At 59.6% G+C, this 15,639-nt stretch carries 16 protein-coding genes; 14 read left to right on the top strand and 2 right to left on the bottom strand.

The features are described from left to right. Window position 1: 1 nt before the first annotated feature. A complete protein-coding gene (gene yihA / locus QIT27_RS12195) occupies window positions 2–649 on the bottom strand; it encodes a ribosome biogenesis GTP-binding protein YihA/YsxC (RefSeq protein WP_159343542.1) in 648 nt (215 codons plus the stop codon). Window positions 650–958: 309 nt separating this feature from the next. Here yihA and QIT27_RS12190 point away from each other — a divergent pair, with 309 nt between their 5' ends. From QIT27_RS12190 to dtd, 10 genes are all read left to right on the top strand, one after another. Then, window positions 959–1,588 carry a c-type cytochrome gene (locus tag QIT27_RS12190; RefSeq protein ID WP_159343541.1) on the top strand — a complete coding sequence of 210 codons (630 nt, stop codon included), beginning with the start codon at window positions 959–961 and terminating at the stop codon, window positions 1,586–1,588. A gap of 117 nt (window positions 1,589–1,705) precedes the next feature. Beyond that, a complete protein-coding gene (locus QIT27_RS12185) occupies window positions 1,706–2,338 on the top strand; it encodes a thiol:disulfide interchange protein DsbA/DsbL (RefSeq protein ID WP_159343540.1) in 633 nt (210 codons plus the stop codon). Between the two features lie 2 nt (window positions 2,339–2,340). Further along, the gene (locus tag QIT27_RS12180) at window positions 2,341–3,189 is read left to right on the top strand and encodes an endonuclease/exonuclease/phosphatase family protein (protein WP_502875205.1); all 849 of its coding nucleotides are present in this window, start codon (window positions 2,341–2,343) and stop codon (window positions 3,187–3,189) included. A 96-nt stretch (window positions 3,190–3,285) separates the two neighbouring features. After that, on the top strand, window positions 3,286–3,846 hold the full coding sequence (locus tag QIT27_RS12175; protein WP_159343538.1) for a TRAP transporter small permease subunit: 561 nt from the start codon (window positions 3,286–3,288) through the stop codon (window positions 3,844–3,846). After that, window positions 3,846–5,249, top strand: a complete 1,404-nt coding sequence (locus tag QIT27_RS12170; protein ID WP_285263980.1) for a TRAP transporter large permease — start codon at window positions 3,846–3,848, stop codon at window positions 5,247–5,249. Before QIT27_RS12175 ends, QIT27_RS12170 begins: the two co-directional genes overlap by 1 nt. 172 nt (window positions 5,250–5,421) lie before the next feature. Then, window positions 5,422–6,534: a TRAP transporter substrate-binding protein gene (locus QIT27_RS12165; RefSeq protein WP_159343537.1), complete on the top strand. Its 1,113-nt coding sequence runs from the start codon at window positions 5,422–5,424 to the stop codon at window positions 6,532–6,534. A gap of 139 nt (window positions 6,535–6,673) precedes the next feature. Continuing rightward, window positions 6,674–7,504, top strand: a complete 831-nt coding sequence (gene thiD / locus QIT27_RS12160; protein WP_285264127.1) for a bifunctional hydroxymethylpyrimidine kinase/phosphomethylpyrimidine kinase — start codon at window positions 6,674–6,676, stop codon at window positions 7,502–7,504. A gap of 105 nt (window positions 7,505–7,609) precedes the next feature. Further along, window positions 7,610–8,455, top strand: a complete 846-nt coding sequence (locus QIT27_RS12155; protein WP_285263979.1) for a universal stress protein — start codon at window positions 7,610–7,612, stop codon at window positions 8,453–8,455. A gap of 104 nt (window positions 8,456–8,559) precedes the next feature. After that, window positions 8,560–9,141 carry a chalcone isomerase family protein gene (locus QIT27_RS12150; protein ID WP_285263978.1) on the top strand — a complete coding sequence of 194 codons (582 nt, stop codon included), beginning with the start codon at window positions 8,560–8,562 and terminating at the stop codon, window positions 9,139–9,141. A gap of 94 nt (window positions 9,142–9,235) precedes the next feature. Continuing rightward, a complete protein-coding gene (gene dtd, locus QIT27_RS12145; protein ID WP_285263977.1) occupies window positions 9,236–9,673 on the top strand; it encodes a D-aminoacyl-tRNA deacylase in 438 nt (145 codons plus the stop codon). 6 nt (window positions 9,674–9,679) lie between these two features. Here dtd and QIT27_RS12140 read toward each other — a convergent pair whose 3' ends face one another. After that, the gene (locus tag QIT27_RS12140) at window positions 9,680–11,626 is read right to left on the bottom strand and encodes an ABC-F family ATP-binding cassette domain-containing protein (protein WP_285263976.1); all 1,947 of its coding nucleotides are present in this window, start codon (window positions 11,624–11,626) and stop codon (window positions 9,680–9,682) included. A 29-nt stretch (window positions 11,627–11,655) separates the two neighbouring features. Here QIT27_RS12140 and QIT27_RS12135 point away from each other — a divergent pair, with 29 nt between their 5' ends. The 4 genes from QIT27_RS12135 to QIT27_RS12120 all read left to right on the top strand — a co-directional run bounded on the left by QIT27_RS12135 (window position 11,656) and on the right by QIT27_RS12120 (window position 15,623). Further along, window positions 11,656–12,228 (top strand): TIGR02444 family protein, encoded by a 573-nt coding sequence (locus QIT27_RS12135; RefSeq protein ID WP_285263975.1) that lies wholly within the window; start codon window positions 11,656–11,658, stop codon window positions 12,226–12,228. Between the two features lie 183 nt (window positions 12,229–12,411). Beyond that, the gene (locus tag QIT27_RS12130) at window positions 12,412–13,461 is read left to right on the top strand and encodes a TRAP transporter substrate-binding protein (protein WP_159343532.1); all 1,050 of its coding nucleotides are present in this window, start codon (window positions 12,412–12,414) and stop codon (window positions 13,459–13,461) included. Window positions 13,462–13,732: 271 nt separating this feature from the next. Then, complete coding sequence (locus tag QIT27_RS12125; RefSeq protein WP_159343531.1) at window positions 13,733–14,311, top strand: TRAP transporter small permease; 579 nt, start codon at window positions 13,733–13,735, stop codon at window positions 14,309–14,311. Between the two features lie 28 nt (window positions 14,312–14,339). Beyond that, on the top strand, window positions 14,340–15,623 hold the full coding sequence (locus tag QIT27_RS12120) for a TRAP transporter large permease (RefSeq protein WP_159343530.1): 1,284 nt from the start codon (window positions 14,340–14,342) through the stop codon (window positions 15,621–15,623). Window positions 15,624–15,639 lie beyond the last annotated feature (16 nt).

Below are 15,639 nucleotides of genomic sequence, written 5' to 3'. Positions count from 1 at the left end.
CTTAATCGTGGGTGTCTTCAGGGGTGTAGAGCCACTGGTCGAGCTTTTGGGAGAGAGTGTCGACGCCGTCGCGCTTGAGCGATGAGAAGAGCTGAACCGATACCAGATCTTCCCACTCCCGCAGGCGAGAGCGTACCTTCTGGAGGGCGGCGCTGGCTGGGCCGCGTTTCAGTTTGTCGGCCTTGGTCAGCAGGATATGCACCGGCATGCCGCGCTGGTCGGCATAATCGAGCATCATTTGGTCGAACTCGGTCAGTGGGTGGCGCACGTCCATGAGTAGCACCAGACCCCGCAGGCTGAAACGGCCGCGCAGGTAGTCCGACAGGTGCTTTTGCCACTCGATCTTGACCGCTTCCGGCACCTTGGCGTAGCCATAGCCGGGTAGGTCCACCAGGCGGCGTGACTCATCGTTCATCACGGTGAAGAAGTTGATGAGCTGGGTGCGGCCCGGCGTACGCGAGGTGCGCGCCAGGGCGTTTTGCTGGGTCAGGGCGTTGATGGCGCTGGATTTACCGGCATTGGAGCGTCCGGCAAAGGCCACTTCTGCGCCCGTGTCGTCCGGACACAGGGCCAGCGTCGGCGCGCTGATCATAAAACGCGCGGTGGGGTAGTTCAGCCGAGGGACTGGGCTATCATGAGGGGTAGACATGGAGTTCATCCTGAAAAACAAACGTATAACACGGCCTGCAAGCGTCCTGTGACGTGGAAGCGTGCGGTGCCGCGACGAATTACCCCAAAAGCAGATCTGGACTTGCATTCCCGCCGCTAGGGTGATTCGTTATAATGCAAGCGTCTTATAACTGCGACCTGGGGCGCTAGTGTACCATCGCGCTCTGGCCAGCAGCGACCAACACGACACGTTGTTCGTTTTGGCGGAGCTGACCCTGGTAATGTGCTGAACCTGGGCAGCGCCCAGGGTGCGTACCAGTCAATAATCAAACGGCATAGTGGAAAAGCAATGAGAAAGTTACTGGCAAGCCTGGCAATTACCATGGGTGCCGTTGGCACCGTCCACGCCCAAGCGGACCTTCAAGCCGACGCTGACGCAGCGGCAGGTCGTGAACTCGCGCAAACTTGTGCCGCCTGTCATGGCCAGCAAGGGATCAGCGCAGTGGGCACTTTCCCTAACCTGGCAGGGCAGCAGATGTCCTACCTCGCCAAGCAGATCATGGATATCCGTGACGGCAACCGCGTCGTTGCCCAGATGGCCGGTTTGGTCGATAACTTCTCTGACCAAGACGCCTGGGACGTGGCGGCGCACTTTGCAGGCCAAGACGCGAACCTTGGCCAAACCAGCGATGAAGACGCTGAGCTGCTCGCTCGCGGTGAAGAGCTGTACCGTGCGGGTGATATGTCCAAAGGCATTCCCGCTTGTAGCGCTTGCCACTCGCCCACGGGCGTAGGCATCGGCAGCGCGGTGTATCCGGCGCTGTCGGGTCAGCATGCGGAGTACACCGTCTCTACGCTGCAAGCCTTTGCGTCCGGTGAGCGCGCCAACAGCCCGAACAACGTGATGGGCGATATCGCGTCCAAAATGAGCGACCAAGATATGGAAGCCGTCGCCAACTACGTGCTGGGCTTGAACTAATTTCCCTGCCGCAGGCCTCCCCGTTTTGTGCATTATCCGCAGGATGGGGAACCTGCCTGCCCTGCTAGGGGTCATAGCCTCACTTTTGTTGGCCCGCTTTTTTGGAGAGTTCTCGCTATGTTGAAAACGTTGATGGTCGCACTGGCCGGTCTTGGCCTGTCTGCAGCGGTAAGCGCTCAGGAGCTGGTCGAAGGCCAGCACTACACGCTGCTGGAGTCGCCGGTGGCGACCCAGGTAGACGATGACCAGATCGAAGTGACCGAAGCGTTCTGGTTTGGCTGCCCGCACTGCTACCGGCTGCAAACGTCCGTGAACGAGTGGTACGAGACGCTGGACGATGACGTGAGCATCGTGAAAATGCCGGCCACCATGGGCGGCGACTGGAATACCCATGCGACGGCCTTCTATGCCGCTCAGTCGTTGGGTATCGAAGAAGAGCTGCATCAGGACTTCTTCGACGCCATTCACCAGGATGGCCGCTCGCTGACCGAGGCAGACGACATTGCCGAGTTCTTCTCTGATTACGGCGTGAGCGAAGAAGAGGCCGAAAAAGCGCTGACGGCGTTCAGCGTGCGCAGCGAGGTCAACAAGGCTAACAGCCGTATGCGTGACATGCGCCTGATGGGCGTGCCCGCGCTGATCGTGGATGGCCGTTACGTGGTATCGCCTCAGTCGGCCGGCAGCCTGGAAAACATGCCGCAAATCGCCGATGCGCTGATCGAGAAAGTTCGCAGCGAGCGTGCGCAATAACGGTGCTTGAGCACGGCCACACGAGCGGGCCAACCCGCTCGCCCGGGGCGCTGCCCACCTCTGCGTTGCTGGAGCGCGGCCAACTTCGGCTGCTGACCTTCAACCTGCAGGTGGGCATTCAAACGTCTGCCTATCACCACTACCTCACGCGGAGCTGGCAGCACGTGTTGCCCAACCCGCAGCGCCTCAAGCGATTAGCGCTGGTGGGTAGCGTGTTAGAGCAGTTCGACGTGGTGGGGTTGCAAGAGGTCGATGGCGGCAGCTTTCGCTCCAGCCGGGTCAACCAAGTGGAGTATTTGGCGGCACAAGCCAAATTTCCTCATTATTTCCAGCAGCTTAACCGCAACTTAGGCCAATTCGCCCAGCACAGCAACGGCCTGCTCTCCCGCTTGACGCCTAGCCATATCGAAGAGCATCGGTTACCGGGCATGCTGCCTGGGCGCGGTGCGATTCACGTTCGCTACGGTGACGGTCCCGACGCGCTGCATATCTTCGTGGCGCATTTGGCGCTCAGCCACCGTGGTCGCGTGCGTCAGCTCGACTACCTGAGCGACATCATCGAGCCGCTGCGGCACGTGGTGGTGATGGGCGACTTGAACTGCACGCCTGAGCAGCTTCACGCCCACGAGCGGTTTAGCACGTCGCTGCCGCTGCACCCCGTGAAGCCGCTGCTGAGCTACCCCTCTTGGCAGCCGCGCCGCGCGTTGGATCATATTCTGCTCTCGCAAACCCTGGAGGCCGCAGAGGTGCGCGTGCTGGATCATCTCTTCTCCGATCATCTGCCGATCGCGGTGGATTTACCGCTGCCAGCGCCGTGTCTCGCGACAATTCGCGCAAGCGTTAAACAATAAGCCGCACGAGCGGCTGTCGGGCGCTGCATTGTCCGCGTATATGCGCTATTGTCTGGGGCGCTGACTCCCCTTAGCCGTTTTACGCGAGACACTTCCATGTCGGACACAACACAACTACCTGCGTTTATCGGTGCGCTGGACCGCGCTTCGGAGTGGTTCGGGCGTACCCTTGCGTGGCTGATCATCATCATGATGTTGATTCAGTTCGCGATTGTACTGCTTCGCTATATGTTCAGTATCAACAGCATCTTCATGCAAGAGCTGGTGATGTACATGCACGCCAGCGTCTTCATGCTCGCGGCTGCCTACACCTTTCGCCACGATGGCCATGTCCGCGTCGATATTTTTTACCGCGGTATGACGCCTCGTCGTCAAGCGTTGGTGAACATTCTCGGCATTTTGCTGCTGCTGATTCCGGTGATGCTGTTCATCATCGCATCCAGCTATGGCTATGTGGCGAACTCCTGGCGCATTTTGGAAACCTCCTCGGATTACGGTGGCATACCGGCTGTTTTCGCACTGAAAACGCTGATTCCGGTGTTTGCCGTCCTGATGATCCTTCAGGGGCTGATCGAAGTCGTGCGCAATGGCTATGTCTTCACCGGGCGGATCACGCCGCCAGCCGCCGATGACCATCACCTTGAGGAGCGCGTTTGATGCTCGAATTTATGCCGCTTATTCTGTTTGCCGCCATCTGTATCGTGCTGATGTTCGGCTTTCCCGTGGCGCTATCGCTAGCGGGCACCGCGCTGCTGTTTGCCGGCATGGGCTTGGGCCTGGAAGCCGTGGGCATCGATGCCAACTTCGACAGTGGCTATCTAGCCGCGCTGCCCAATCGCCTGTACGGCATCATGACCAACCAGACGCTCTTGGCGGTGCCCCTGTTCGTCTTGATGGGCGTGCTGCTGGAGAAATCCAAAGTCGCTGAAACGCTGCTGGATGCCATGGCGCTGCTGTTTGGCTCCATGCGCGGTGGCTTGGGGATTTCGGTCACGCTGGTGGGCATGCTGATGGCCGCGTCCACGGGCATCGTCGGGGCAACCGTGGTCACTATGGGACTGATGTCACTGCCCACCATGCTCAAGCGGGGCTACAGCACGTCGCTGGCCACCGGTACCATCTGTGCCACCGGCACGCTGGGACAGATTATTCCCCCCTCCATCGCCCTGGTGCTGCTGGGCGACGTTCTTTCGTCGGCCTACCAGCAGGCGCAGCTCGATATGGGCATCTTTAGCCCGAAAACGGTCTCTGTGGGCGATCTGTTCATGGGCGCACTGGTGCCGGGGTTGATCCTCGTCGTCATGTACATGATCTACGTGGGCTTGGTAGCGTTCTTCCGGCCCAGTATGGCGCCCGCGGCCGACCGCGAAGAGCTGATGGCCGAGCTTGGCCACACCTCGGGCCTGGGGATTTTGCTGCTCAAAGGCTTGGTGCCCCCGGTGGTGCTGATCGTAGCGGTGTTGGGCTCGATTTTGAGCGGCTTTGCCACACCCACCGAAGCCTCGGCCGTCGGGGCTTTTGGCGCGCTGGTGCTGGCGTTGGCCTATCGCCAGTTGGACTGGGCCACCCTGAAAGAGGTGCTGCGCTCGACGACCCACGTCACCACCATGGTGTTTCTGATCTTGATCGGCGCGGCGCTGTTCTCGCTGGTCTTCCGTGCTTACGGCGGTGAGCACATGGTCACCGAGCTGTTCGAGGGTATGCCGGGCGGCGTGATTGGCGCGACGATCATCGTCATGCTGGTGATCTTCCTCCTCGGCTTCATTCTCGACTTCATCGAAATCACTTTCGTGGTGGTGCCGATCGTCGGGCCGATTCTACTGGCCATGGGGCTAGACCCGATCTGGCTAGGGATCATGATCGCTATCAACCTGCAGACCTCGTTCCTGACGCCGCCGTTCGGTTTCGCGCTGTTTTATCTGCGCGGCGTGGCGCCGCCTTCGGTGCCCACATCGGCCATTTATCGTGGCGTGGTGCCGTTTATCTTGATGCAGTTGGGCATGCTGCTGTTGCTGACCTTCTTCCCGCAATTGGCGACCTGGCTACCAACGCAGTTCTAAGAGGAGCTCAGTTGAAAAATAACCCTGCTATCAACGCAAGGGCGTGGCAACCTTAATCAAAAGCAGCCAAGCTGCAGACACACAATGGCTTGTAACAACCCGCCTGGCGGCAAACGTCAGGCGGGGTATTCCCTACCCATAACAGCAATAAAATAAGCAAGAGGGTTAACGCATGAAAGCCAAAGCACTGCCTGTCGCCATTGCCATGACGACCGCTCTTTCTGCCAGCCTGCTGGTCGTTTCCAGCTTCGATAACCAGGCCCAGGCACAAGAAGAGACCTTCCGCTGGAAAATGGTCACGTCCTGGCCGAAAAACTTCCCCGGTGTAGGCCAAGGCCCTGAGCGGCTCTCCCAACTCGTCGAGGAGATGTCCGATGGCCGCTTGACCATCGAAGTCTTCGGAGCGGGGCAGCTCGTACCAGGGTTCGAAGTGTTCGACGCCGTGTCGGATGGCACCGCCGAGTTGGGCCACTCCGCTTCCTACTACTGGAAAGGCAAAGCGCCAGCGGCACAGTTTTTCGCCGCCGTACCGTTTGGCATGAACGCTCAGGAAATGAACGCCTGGCTCAGCTACGGCGGTGGCATGGAGCTGTGGAACGAGCTTTACGATGAGTTCGGTGTCGACGTATTGGTTGCCGGTGCCTCCGGTGTCCAGATGGGTGGCTGGTACAACAAAGAGATCAACTCGGTGGACGACCTGGAAGGCTTGAAAATGCGCATGCCGGGTCTGGGGGGCGAGGTGATGAGTCGCATGGGCGTGGCGATCGTCAACATGCCTGGCGGTGAAATCTTCACGTCGCTGCAGTCCGGTGCCATCGACGCCACCGAATGGATCGGCCCTTACAACGATCTCGCCTTCGGCCTGCACCAAGCGGCCGATTACTACTACTACCCCGGCTGGCACGAGCCGACGGTGATGTTCGAAGCCATCGTGAACGAAGAGGCGTGGGCCGAACTGCCCGCTGATCTTCAAGCGATTCTGCGCACGGCCATCAGCGACATCAACCAAAGCGTTTTAGATGAGTACACCGCTCGTAACAACGATGCGCTGGAGACCCTAGTCAACGAGCACGAGGTGGAACTGCGCCGCATTCCTGACGACGTACTGGCCCAAGCCCGCGAACATTCGGCCGACGTCGTGGGTGAGCTGGCTGCGTCCAGCGAGCTGGCGACCCGTATCTACGACTCCTATCGGGAGTTCCAGGATAAAGTCGAGGATTACCACGCGATTTCCGAGCAGGCGTACTACAACGCCCGCAATCCGGAAGGCGATACCACTCAGTAACGTCAGCTCTTTCCAGGCCGCCTTCGGGCGGCCTTTTCGTATCCGTCGATTAAAGCAGCGTAAGTGGCGCGGCTTGGGTATCCTATGGCTGATACTGTTCTGCCGTGTAAGGAGCTCTATGTCTACCCCCGCTAACTCGATGCCGACCGAACCTCGCCTGCGTAATGTGCTGACCATTGCAGGGTCCGACCCCTCCGGTGGCGCGGGGCTGCAGGGCGACCTCAAGACATTTTCCGCGCTCGGTGTGTATGGCACGAACGTGATCACGGCGGTGATTGCCCAGAATACCTGCGGCGTGGCCTCGGTGTACCCCGTGTCTCCCCAAGCCATTCGTGAGCAGCTCGAGCATTTGTTGAGCGATGTGACCATCGATGCGGTGAAAATCGGCATGGTGGCCAGTCGCGACGTGGCGGAGGTCATCGCCGACGTATTGCGCCAACAGCGCCCTCGCTGGATCGTACTCGACCCGGTGATGGTGGCGAAGAGCGGCGATATCCTGGTCGATAACGCGGGCATTCGTGCCGTGCGGGAGGTGCTGGTACCGCTGGCCGACGTGATTACCCCCAACCTGCCGGAAGCGGCCGTGCTGCTGGATGCTCCCGCCCCTGCGAGTTTGGATGAGATGGAAGCGCTGCTGCCCAAGCTGGTGGCGTTGGGCGCCCCCTTTGTGGTGCTGAAAGGCGGCCATTTACGCGGTGATACTTGTCCGGATCTGTTGGCCACCCCCAACGGTCACCAGTGGTTACCGGCTTCTCGCATTGCCACCGAGAACCTGCATGGCACGGGCTGCGCGCTCTCGTCTGCGATTGCCGCCTGTCTGGCAAAGCTGCCGGAAGCGGCTGAGGCAGACGCGCCAGAGCAGGCCATTACCGACGCGAAGCAGTGGCTGCATAGCGCACTGGCGGCCAGCCACCGCTTGGCGGTCGGCAAAGGGCGCGGTCCGGTACACCACTTCCATGCGTGGTGGTAAGCCGCCGGGGCAGAGTCTCCTTGCGGGATAGGGCAACGGGCACCATGCTGAAGGGTGCCCGTTTGTTTGCCTATGAGGCTGAGCCATTCGGCCAAGGAGCTGCTCATGTCCCGCACGCTGCTATTTGCCACCGACCTCTCCCAGGAAAATCGCGCGGCCTTTGCCCGAGCATTGCGCCTCGCCCATCAACAGAGAGCGCAGCTGGATGTGCTCCACGTGCTCGACCCCTACCTTCCTCACCGAATGCTGCATGATCTTGAGCGAGCGGTGAGCGATGACATCAGCGCCACGCTCACCGATCTTCGGGAGGATTACGCGCTCGAACTTCCTGCGCTAATGATCCAAACGGTGGTGGGCGACGCACACGTGGAGATCGTTCGGGAGGCCCATGAGCGTCACGCTTCGTTGATCGTTCTGGGCATGCACCGCAAGCGCGGTCAGAAAGATCTGCTCTATGGCACGACCTTGATGCGCATTCTGCGCAGCGCGCCTTGCCCCGTGGTGGTGGCGTCCTATCTACCGACGCAGCCGTGGCAGCATATCGTGGTGCCCATCGACTTCTCGCTTACCGCACGACAAACTCTGAAAGAGGCGCTGATCCGCTTTCCTGAAGCCCAGCTGACCCTACTACATGCGTGGAACCTGCCGGGTGAACGGGAGTTGGGTAACCAAGCGTTTTATGCACAGTGGCGCGATCATGAGGTCGCTCGCCTACGGGAGGCGTTGGACAACGAGGTCGAAAGCCTCATGCGCGATCTGGACGGTGTCCCCGACATCGAGCTGGTGCTGGAGCCGGGCCAGCCCTGCGACGTGCTCCACGACTACATCAAACGGCACTCGCCAGAGCTGGTCATGTTGGGTAGCCGCAGCCGACCGCATCATCCCAACCCACTCACCGACATGCTGCTGAGCGAACCCCATTGTGACGTCATGGTGTGTCGACCCTGGTAACTGAAAAACTCGTCGTACGGTTGGTTGTACGGAACCTTTATGGATAAGGTGTGTATGTATAGCTGTGCGTTATGCCAGCCAAGCCAATAAGGGAGGACGACACCGTGCAACGACGTCATATGCCAGCGCTGCTATCGGCCGCGCTATGGATGGGAGCGGCGCTATTATCCAGCAGTGCCGCCGCCGAGAGCGTGACCGAGCGGGGGGAGCGCTTTGAGCGCGTGGTCGAAGAGAATGGCCAGCGCTATACCCTGCTGGGGAGCGGCGTATTCCGTTACATGATCTGGACCGCTTACGCAGGCGCTTACTATCAGTTGGAGGGCGAACGCGACCCTCAACCGCTCAGCGATGTGCCCCGGCGGCTAGAACTCGCCTATTTCCATGACATCGCCGCCGAGGATTTCGCAGACGCGACCGAAAAGACCCTCAGCGACTCGCTCACGCTCTACGAATTCAATCAGGTGAAAGAGAATCTGGAGCAGCTAAAGCGGCAGTATCGCGACGTGGCACCCGGCGACCGCTATCTGTTGAGCTGGGATGGCGAGCAGTTACGCCTCGCTCTCAACGGTGAGACGCTCTACGAGGACAGCAGCGCCGAGTTTGCCAGCGCGATGTTCGGTATTTGGCTGGGCGAGCGCCCGCTAGGTGACGAGTTTCGCGATGCGCTACTGGGCGTGAACGGATAGACGCAGACCTCGCGCCATCACGCTTGGGCCAGCCCTCGCCTCGGTTTACACTCGCCCCCTTCGATAGGCCAAGTGAAGGGACGAAGGGGGCAGCGTGAAAGCACTGATTCAGCGGGTCAAGCACGCCAGCGTCACGGTGGAGGGCAGCACCATCGGTGCGATCGACCACGGGCTGCTGGCGCTGGTGGGCGTCGAGAAAGGCGATCGTGAAGCGGATGCCGATAAACTGCTGCACAAGCTACTGCACTATCGCGTGTTCAGCGATGACTCGGGCAAGATGAACCACAACCTGCAGCAGGCCGGGGGAGGATTGCTGCTGGTGTCGCAATTCACGCTCGCGGCCGATACGCGCAAGGGGCTGCGCCCCAGCTTTTCCAGCGCTGCGCCGCCCGAGGAGGGGCAACGTCTGTTCCATTACCTCGCCGATCAAGCGCGCGCTGCGTGGCCCCAGGTAGCCACCGGCCAGTTTGGCGCGGACATGCAGGTGACGCTCACGAACGATGGTCCGGTCACGTTCCTGCTGGAAAGCTAGCGTTCCTCAGGCACTTTCGCTGGCGAGCAGTTCGGCCTCCATGGCTTCCAGCGCCTCTTCGGCGGCCAGCCACGTCTGCTCGGCGTCGTCTAGCTGCGCTTTGATCGTTGCCTGCTTGGCCAGCGCATCGGTCAGCTCTGCTTTGCGGGCGCTGTCGGTGTAGAGCTCAGGATCGGCGAGTATGGCTTCGACCGCTTCCAGGGAATGCTGCGCTGCTTCCATGGCCTTTTCTGCCTTGTCGCGCTCTTTTTTCAATGGGCGCAGCTTTTCGCGCAGCTCGGCCGCCGCTTTGCGGGCGGCTTTACGGTCGCTGCTGGGCTGTTGGCTCTGGCGTTCGTTCTTTTCGCTCCGCGCGTCGCGGCGGTTCTCTTCCAGACGCGCTTTGAGCCAGGCCCGATAATCCTCCAAGTCGCCGTCGAAGGGTTCGACCCGGTGGTCGGCGACTCGCCAAAACTCATCCACCGTGGCACGCAGCAGGTGACGGTCGTGGGAGACCAGAATGACCGTGCCCTCGAAGCCTGCCAGCGCTTCGGTGAGCGCCTCGCGCATCTCCAAATCCAGGTGGTTGGTCGGCTCGTCCAGCAGCAGTAGGTTGGGCTTTTGCCAAGCGACCAGTGCCAGGGCCAGCCGCGCTTTCTCACCGCCTGAGAAGGTGGCGACCTCCCCGAAGGCATCGTCGCCCTTGAAACCGAAGCCGCCAAGAAAGTTGCGAATCTCTTGATCGCTGGCAGTGGGAGAGAGCCGCTGCACGTGGACGAACGGCGTCGTGGTCACGTCTAGCCCTTCCAACTGGTGCTGGGCAAAGTAGCCAATCGCCAAGTGCTCGCCGGGCACACGTTTGCCGTTCAATAGCGCTAGCTCGCCGGTGAGCGACTTGATGAGCGTGGATTTACCCGCCCCATTGGGGCCCAGCAGGCCAATGCGGCTACCGGGGAGCAGCGTAATGTTTACCTTGTCGAGCTGAGCGATATCGCCCGCCTGGCTGCGGTAGCCTAACGTGGCCTGGTCCAGCACCAGCAGTGGATGGGAGGTTTTATCGGCGGCCGGCAGGGTGAAGTGGAACGGTGAATCCACGTGGGCCATGGCAATATCTTCCATGCGCTCCAACATCTTGACGCGGCTCTGCGCTTGACGCGCTTTGGTGGCTTTGGCCTTGAAGCGGGCGATAAAGCGCTCGATCTCTTCGCGGCGCGCCTGCTGTTTGGCCGCTTCCGCCTGCTGCAGCGCGAGTTTCTCCGCCCGCGTGCGCTCGAAGCGAGAGTAGTTGCCCCGATAAAGCTCCAGCGTTTGGTGATGCATGTGCACGATGTGATCGCAGACGGCATCGAGAAAGTCCCGGTCGTGGGAGATCAGCAGCAGCGTGCCGGGGTAGCGGGTGAGCCACTGCTCTAGCCACAGCAGCGCATCCAGGTCCAGGTGGTTGGTCGGCTCATCGAGCAGCAGTAAGTCGGACGGCATGAACAGCGTGCGGGCGAGGTTGACGCGCATCCGCCAGCCGCCGGAAAAGTCGGACAGGGGGCGGGTCATGTCTGCTTGTACAAAACCCAATCCCACCAGAAGCTGGGCAGCACGGGATTCGGCGGTGTAGCCATCCAGTGTCTCTATCAGCCCGTGTAGTTCTGCTTCGCGGTGCGCATCGCTCGCCTCTCGGGCGGCAAGCAGGTCGGCTTGCGCCTTCCGTAGCGCATGGTCGCCATCCAACACGTACTCGACGATGGGGCGATCCAGGGCCTCCACTTCCTGAGCCATGTGGGCGATTCGCTGACCGCCGCTCATCTCGACATCGCCTTGATCAGGGCCCAGCTCGCCCAGCAGGAGTTTGAACAGGCTCGACTTACCGGCACCGTTGGCCCCAATGATGCCGGCCTTCACGCCGTTGTGAAGCGTAAGGTCGGCGTTTTCTAGGAGCGTTTGCGTGCCCCGTTGCAGGGCGACTTGGCGCAGTGCGATCATGTTTTCTCCCGAAAAAAGTGGGTAAACCAATGCGCGATTCTAACCGATTGCAGGGCTTGCAGCAGAGGCCGCTATGGGATTTTGCCTTGGCGTTGTATGCCAAGCCCGGCGTCGAGCAGGCCTGTCTCACCTTACAAGACGAGGCGGGCGTGGATGTGTGTGAACTGCTCTTTCACTGTTGGCTCTACCAGCATGGCCTGGCGGCCAAACCGGCGCCGCTCGACGCGATACGCGCTGAGCGTTTGGCTTGGCAGCAGCAGGTGACGGCCCCGCTGCGGGCACTGCGCCGTCGATTGAAGCCCGAGGCCGCCCAGAACGAGGCCATTGAAGCGCTGCGTGCGACCTTACAGCGTGCCGAGCTGCAGGCTGAGCGTGAAAACCTTCAACGTTGGCAGCAGTGGGCGCTCGCATCGTCGACAAATGACGTTCGTTTAACAAAAAGCGACATAAGCCAGCACAATGTTGCACAGTGGCTGCAAGATACGCTGTTTTCGGCACCGCTTGACAAACATTTTCCACAAGCGCAACGCGTGCGCGAAAGCACGACAACGGCGCTTTTCACCCTGGCAAGCCAGCTTGACCGCTGTGAGCCACCACGCTAGCCTGAAATTAAGCTGTTTTTGAATAACCCGCGCTGGCCGCGCTGATATCGCCCGCTAACCCACAGCAATGAACGACGTTACTGCGTGTTAGCGGCTGAGAAAACGTGCAGCGGCATGGGATAGACAAAAATTAGATTCTAGCGCTCTCGTACGGCGCGCTTACCACTGCTAGGGGAACTCTGCATGAAGGCAAGCAAATTAGTTTCGACTCGTTCCGTTTCCACCAAGTTACTCACCACGGCGAGCGTAGGGGCTCTGCTGCTGGGCCTGAGCGCGACAGCCCAGGCGGATAACTGGCGTTACGCTCACGAAGAGTACGAAGGCGACGTGCAGGATGTATTCGCTTACGCGTTCAAAGAGTACATCGAAGAGAACTCTGACCACTCCGTACAAGTGTACCGTTTTGGCGAGCTGGGTGAGTCCGATGACATCATGGAGCAAACCCAAAACGGCATTCTCCAGTTCGTGAACCAGTCGCCTGGCTTCACTGGCGCACTGATCCCGGAAGCGCAAATCTTCTTTATTCCGTATCTGCTGCCGACCGACGAAGAGACCGTACTGACGTTCTTCGACGAGAGTAAAGCGATCAACGAAATGTTCCCGGAGCTCTACGCAGAGCAGGGTCTCGAACTTCTGAAGATGTACCCAGAGGGTGAAATGGTGGTCACCACCGACGAGCCAATCAGCTCGCCGGAAGACATGGATAATAAGAAAATCCGCACCATGACCAACCCGCTGCTGTCGGAAACCTACGACGCCTTTGGCGCGACGCCGACACCGCTGCCCTGGGGCGAAGTATACGGCGGCCTGCAGACCGGCATCATCGATGGCCAGGAAAACCCGATCTTCTGGATCGAGTCTGGCGGCTTGTATGAAGTGTCTCCGCACCTGACCTTCACCGGTCACGGCTGGTTCACCACCGCCATGATGGCGAACCAAGATTTCTACGAAGGCCTGTCCGATGAGGATAAAGAGCTGGTGCAGGAAGCCTCTGACGCGGCCTACGACCACACGATCGAGCACATCAAGGGGCTGGCTGACGAAGCACTCGCCAAGATTCAGGAAGCGTCCGACGAAGTGACCGTCACGCGCTTGAACGAAGAGCAGATTCAAGCGTTCCGTGAGCGCGCACCGCAGGTCGAAGATGCCTTCCTCGAAATGACGGGTGAGCGTGGCGCTGAGCTGCTGGAGCAGTTCAAGGCCGATCTCGAAGCCGTCAACAGTGAGTCCTAATGGGTTAGCGCGTTCGCGTTGATCAGATGACATCACGAAGGGGCAGCCAGCGCTGCCCCTTTTTTATTGTTCGCTCAGGCAGCGAAAAAACACGTGCTTTCGCGGTGGAACACAGAAAAATCTACGTCCATCCAGCGTTGAAGCGAAAAGAGTCATTACCCGTTACGCTACAAAATGAGCAAGGCCGAACCTACTCCGTTCGGTGTCAGTGATGGGAATGTCGCGTCGCGGATCGAGCAAGCGACCACGCTGCGTTTAAAGGAGAACGGCCATGTCCGAAGAAGAGTCCGAAAAGAATTACCGGTCGGGTTTGCCCGGTGTATTGGGAGTGATCGACACTGCAATTAGCAAAATCGAGTCAGTCATACTGGCGATGGGGGTTTTGCTAATGGCGCTGAACACGGTCACCAACGTCATTGCCCGCTTCGTATTCGGCAATAGCATCATGTTTTCAGGTGAGCTAAACCGTATCCTGATCATCATGATCACCTTTGCGGGTATTGGTTATGCCGCCCGTCACGGTCGCCATATTCGCATGTCGGCGATTTACGATGCGCTGCCGGTGGGTGGGCGCAAAGTGTTGATGATCGGCATTGCGTTCTTTACCTCGCTGGTGATGTTCTTCCTGCTTTATTACTCCGTGGTGTACATCCTCGACTTGTATAGCAAAGGGCGCGTACTTCCGTCTCTGGGCTTGCCGGTGTGGATCATTTACGTCTGGGTACCCATGGGCTTTTTGATTACCGGGATTCAATACCTGCTGACCGCCATTAAAAACCTTTCCACTCGGGACGTTTACCTCTCCACCGGGGTCGTGGACGGCTACAAAGATACCGAAACAGAAGTGTAACGCAGGGATTGCACCCTAGGGGAACGCTATGACGACGATAATGGTAGTCACCATGATTGCCCTGCTGCTGCTGGGCTTTCCAATGATGATCCCGCTGATCACCGCTGCGGTGATCGGCTTCTATATGATGTTCAACGGCTTTGGCCAGATGGATACGCTGATTCAGCAGATGATGGCGGGCATACGTCCGGCGTCGCTGATTGCCGTGCCGATGTTCATTCTCGCTGCCGACATCATGACCCGAGGGCAGTCGGCTAACCGCCTCATCGATATGGTGATGTCCTTCATTGGCCATATCAAAGGCGGCTTGGCGGTCAGCACCGCGGCCTCCTGTACGCTGTTTGGTGCCGTGTCGGGGTCGACCCAGGCCACTGTGGTCGCGGTGGGCTCACCGCTGCGCCCGAAGATGCTCAAAGCGGGCTACTCGGACCCCTTTACGCTGGCGCTGATTATCAATGCCAGCGACATTGCCTTTTTGATCCCGCCCAGCATCGGCATGATTATTTATGGGGTCATTTCCGGTACGTCGATCGGCGAGCTGTTCATCGCCGGTATCGGGCCGGGGCTTCTGATTTTGTTCATGTTCTCCACTTACTGCATCATTTACGCCATCGTGAAGGACGTGCCCACCGAAGAGCGCGCGAGCTGGAAAGAGCGCGCCACGGCCGTGCAAAAAGCGCTCTGGCCGCTGGGCTTTCCAGTGATCATCGTCGGTGGGATCTATGGCGGTATCTTCAGCCCCACCGAAGCGGCGGCCGCCTGCGTGCTGTATGCCGTGCTGTTGGAGTTCGTCGTTTTCCGCTCGCTGAAAATGCGCGACATCTACGCCATTGCTAAATCCACTGGCCTGATTACCGCCGTGGTGTTCATTCTGGTGGCCGTCGGCAACGGCTTCTCGTGGATCATCTCGTTCGCGCAGATTCCTCAGGCGATTCTCGAGGCCGTCGGGGTCAACGAGGCCGGGCCCACGGGCGTACTGATCGCCATCTGTATTTCGTTCTTCGTGGCGTGTATGTTCGTCGACCCCATCGTGGTCATTCTGGTGCTAACACCGATTTTTGCACCGGCGATTGCGGCCACCGGGCTCGACCCGGTCCTGGTGGGTATTCTGATTACCCTGCAGGTCGCGATAGGCTCGGCCACGCCACCCTTTGGCTGCGATATCTTTACCGCCATTGCGATCTTCAAGCGCCCCTACTGGGAGGTGATCAAAGGGACGCCACCGTTCATCTTTATGCTGATTCTGGCGGCGGCCCTGCTGATCATGTTCCCGCAAATTGCGCTGTTCCTGCGTGATGTTGCCTTCCGTTAAGCAGTCACAAGGAGAA

The sequence above is a fragment of the Halomonas sp. LC1 genome (assembly GCF_030247125.1).
GTDB lineage: Bacteria > Pseudomonadota > Gammaproteobacteria > Pseudomonadales > Halomonadaceae > Vreelandella.
The sequence above is the reverse complement of the archived record's forward strand: the minus strand, read 5'-3'. Positions and strand labels throughout refer to the sequence as shown.

Excerpts from the sequence above, each read along its gene's own strand:
- yihA (WP_159343542.1), bottom strand. The coding sequence starts at position 649 with ATGTCTACCCCTCATGATAGCCCAGTCCCTCGGCTGAACTACCCCACC.
- QIT27_RS12190 (WP_159343541.1), top strand. The coding sequence starts at position 959 with ATGAGAAAGTTACTGGCAAGCCTGGCAATTACCATGGGTGCCGTTGGC.
- QIT27_RS12185 (WP_159343540.1), top strand. The coding sequence starts at position 1,706 with ATGTTGAAAACGTTGATGGTCGCACTGGCCGGTCTTGGCCTGTCTGCA.
- QIT27_RS12175 (WP_159343538.1), top strand. The coding sequence starts at position 3,286 with ATGTCGGACACAACACAACTACCTGCGTTTATCGGTGCGCTGGACCGC.
- QIT27_RS12170 (WP_285263980.1), top strand. The coding sequence starts at position 3,846 with ATGCTCGAATTTATGCCGCTTATTCTGTTTGCCGCCATCTGTATCGTG.
- QIT27_RS12165 (WP_159343537.1), top strand. The coding sequence starts at position 5,422 with ATGAAAGCCAAAGCACTGCCTGTCGCCATTGCCATGACGACCGCTCTT.
- thiD (WP_285264127.1), top strand. The coding sequence starts at position 6,674 with ATGCCGACCGAACCTCGCCTGCGTAATGTGCTGACCATTGCAGGGTCC.
- QIT27_RS12155 (WP_285263979.1), top strand. The coding sequence starts at position 7,610 with ATGTCCCGCACGCTGCTATTTGCCACCGACCTCTCCCAGGAAAATCGC.
- QIT27_RS12140 (WP_285263976.1), bottom strand. The coding sequence starts at position 11,626 with ATGATCGCACTGCGCCAAGTCGCCCTGCAACGGGGCACGCAAACGCTC.
- QIT27_RS12135 (WP_285263975.1), top strand. The coding sequence starts at position 11,656 with ATGCGCGATTCTAACCGATTGCAGGGCTTGCAGCAGAGGCCGCTATGG.
- QIT27_RS12130 (WP_159343532.1), top strand. The coding sequence starts at position 12,412 with ATGAAGGCAAGCAAATTAGTTTCGACTCGTTCCGTTTCCACCAAGTTA.
- QIT27_RS12125 (WP_159343531.1), top strand. The coding sequence starts at position 13,733 with ATGTCCGAAGAAGAGTCCGAAAAGAATTACCGGTCGGGTTTGCCCGGT.
- QIT27_RS12120 (WP_159343530.1), top strand. The coding sequence starts at position 14,340 with ATGACGACGATAATGGTAGTCACCATGATTGCCCTGCTGCTGCTGGGC.